At 72.8% G+C, this 2,504-nt stretch carries 1 protein-coding gene and 1 pseudogene; one reads left to right on the plus strand and one right to left on the minus strand.

Annotated elements, in window-relative coordinates; all coding sequences use genetic code 11:
• Positions 1 to 896: pseudogene (locus VGB60_RS09935) on the minus strand (ATP-dependent DNA helicase); the annotation flags it as partial.
• Positions 897 to 1,124: 228 nt separating this feature from the next.
• On the opposite strand from VGB60_RS09935, the gene VGB60_RS09940 reads away from it, so the two are divergent.
• A partial coding sequence (locus tag VGB60_RS09940; RefSeq protein ID WP_331038104.1) for a DEAD/DEAH box helicase occupies positions 1,125 to 2,504 on the plus strand: 1,380 nt, incomplete at its 3' end.

Raw genomic sequence — 2,504 nt, forward strand, 5'->3', positions numbered from 1 at the left:
TCGCGGCTGTGCATCGCCCAGCGGCTGGCCAGGGCCATGCCGATCAGGTCGCCGTTGCCCAGCTGCGCCGCCTGAACCATCTCCTGCAGGTTCAGCAGGCAGAGGTAGTTCTCGCGGCCCTTGCGGACGACGGTCTTCTTCTTGCGCTCGACGGGGTCGGGCCACAGGGCCGCGCTTTCGCGGTCGATCTGGCGCTGCAGGGCGCGGGTGTAGGTCGAGACCCAGGCCGCGCCCTGATTGCGCTCGGCCCACAGGCTGGCCGGGGCGAGATAGCCAAGCGTCTTGCCCGTGCCGGTGCCGGCCTCGGCCAGCAGCACCCGCGGACGGCCCTCCTCGTCGCGGGGCGAGAAGGCGAAGGCGGCCTCGGCGGCGTAGTCGGACTGGGTAGGACGCGTCTCGTCGAGACCGGACGCCTGCAGCAGCTTGTCCAGCCGGATGCGGGCGCTCTCGCTGTCGACCGGGGCCGACCCGGCCTCCCCGCGCGGCGCCTCGTCCTCCCATTCCGGCAGGCGCGCCCAGGCGTCGAGGCCGCTGCCGCGATGCTGGCGCTCGCGCACCGGCTGGTGCTGCAGGGCGCCGGACACCCGCCAGCTCCACGACCAGCCCGCGCGGCCCAGCGTCTCCGCGAGGGTGAAGGCGTCCTCGCGGCCGGGGTAGGCGGGGTCGGCCAGCTCCTTCAGCAGGCCGTCGGCCGCATGGCGCAGCGCCTCCGCCTGCGCCTCGGCGCCCTTCGGCTCGCTCATGCCCATGGCCAGCGCCAGCCCACTGGGCGAGGGGGCGCAGAAGCGGGCGGGGCGGACGAAGGCGAACAGCTCCAGCACGTCCAGCAGGTCCGACGACCGCGCAGGCGGGGCGACGCCCAGCCGCCGCGCGGTCAGGCTGGCGTGGGCCACCATCACCGGACCCGTCGTGAAGGCCCCCTCGGCCGCGCCCCGCCCGATCTTGCGCGCGCCGTCCCGGTCGCAGATCGCCCCGGCTCCCGGCGGCACGGCAAGCGCCGGCGGCAGCGCGAGCCATGGCTCGGCGCCGGTCAGGGCGGCAGAAGGGGCGAGGGAGTCGACGGACACGCCTCTAGATAGCGCTTCAGGACGTGAAACGGAACGGGAACATGCTATAGGCGCGATGTGACGCCGCCCCCCGCTCCTGCAACGCTTCCGCCGCTGTTCGCCGACTGGTTCGCCTCGCGCGGCTGGGCCCCGCGCCGGCACCAGCTCGAGATGATCGCGGCGGCCGAGGCCGGGTCCCACGCCCTGCTGGTGGCGCCGACCGGGGGCGGCAAGACGCTGGCCGGGTTCCTGCCGTCGCTGATCGAACTGGCGGAGCGCGGGCCGCGGCCGGAGTTTGGGCCGGGCAGCGGGATCCACACCCTGTATCTGTCGCCGCTTAAGGCGCTGACCACCGACGTCGAGCGCAACCTGATGACGCCGATCCGCGAGATCGGGCTGAACATCCACGTCGAGAGCCGCACCGGCGACACCAACCAGTCGAAGAAGCAACGCCAGCGCGAGAACCCGCCGGACATCCTGCTGACAACGCCCGAGCAACTGGCGCTGTTCTGCGCCTGGGACGGGGCGCGGGCCTATTTCGCCGACCTGAAGTGCGTGGTCCTGGACGAGGTGCATGCGATCTGGAGCGGCAAGCGGGGGGACCTGCTGTCGCTGGGGCTGGGGCGGCTGCAACAGTTCGCGCCGGGGCTGCGGCGCGTGGCGCTGAGCGCGACGGTGGACGATCCGGAGATGATCGCGGGGTGGCTGAGGCCGGGCCCGCCTCATCGAGCCCTCCCCCTCGAGGGGGGAGGGTGGGGTGGGGGTGGGGGCACTGTTGTAGACGCAGAGGACGCCGACGGCGCGGTCGAACCCCCCGGCTCCTTTCGCGCCACGCCGGGAAAAACCCTGCCTCCACCCCCATCCGCGACCCTTCCCCCCTCGAGGGGGAAGGGAGCAGAGGTAGTGATCGTCCGCGGCGATCCCGGCGCGCCGCCGGTGGTGGATGTGCTGATCTCGGAGGGGAAGGTGCCGTGGGCGGGGCATACGGGACAGCACGCCATCCCGGAAGTTTACGAGGCCATCCGCAAGGCGGGCATGAGCCTGATCTTCGTCAACACGCGCTGGCAGGCGGAGTTCGTGTTCCAGCAGTTGTGGGCGATCAACGACGACAACCTGCCCATCGGCCTGCACCACGGCTCGCTGGCGGCGGAGCAGAGGCGCAAGGTCGAGGCGGCGATGGCGCGGGGCGAGCTGCGGGCGGTGGTGTGCACCTCGACGCTCGATCTCGGCATCGACTGGGGCGACGTCGATCTGGTCATCCAGCTGGCGGCCCCCAAGGGAGCCTCGCGGCTGGTGCAGCGGATCGGACGGGCCAACCACCGGCTGGACGAGCCGTCGCGGGCGCTGATGGTGCCGGCCAGCCGGTTCGAGATGCTGGAGTGCCAGGCCGCGCGCGAGGCGGTGGCCGCCAACGCCTTCGACTGGGAGCCGGTGCACACCGGCACGCTGGACACCCTG

The organism is Brevundimonas sp., from assembly GCF_036399195.1.
Taxonomy (GTDB): Bacteria; Pseudomonadota; Alphaproteobacteria; order Caulobacterales; family Caulobacteraceae; genus Brevundimonas.